The organism is Shewanella electrica (assembly GCF_022321485.1).
Classification (GTDB): Bacteria; Pseudomonadota; Gammaproteobacteria; order Enterobacterales; family Shewanellaceae; genus Shewanella; species Shewanella electrica.
Genome location: NZ_JAKOGG010000431.1, coordinates 1 through 260 on the forward strand (window position 1 = coordinate 1; position 260 = coordinate 260).

The window sequence follows — 260 nt, forward strand, 5'->3', positions numbered from 1 at the left end:
TGGAATATCTGAAAAGGTGTCTGAAGAAAGGCTTATCTCACTTCTGGAGCAAATCAATACCCACACTAGCAAACAGACGAAAGTTACGATTCAGAGGCGCCGGAGCGTCCTTGACGATGATGACTAGCTGCATGTGTGTTGTGTGTACGATGAGCTGGTGGAGGAGTCTGCTGTAGCGCAAAACTACTTAGAAATGATGATTATCAAACGCTATATCAACAACCATCAAAACTTGAGCGACTATTTGATGGATATTTGGC

The 260-nt window shown here is 43.5% G+C and carries 1 protein-coding gene; it reads left to right on the forward strand.

Annotated elements, in window-relative coordinates:
- Positions 1-16: 16 nt before the first annotated feature.
- Entirely contained in the window at positions 17-127 is a 111-nt protein-coding gene (locus L9G74_RS24375) for a hypothetical protein (RefSeq protein ID WP_500142678.1), read from the forward strand.
- Positions 128-260: the final 133 nt, after the last annotated feature.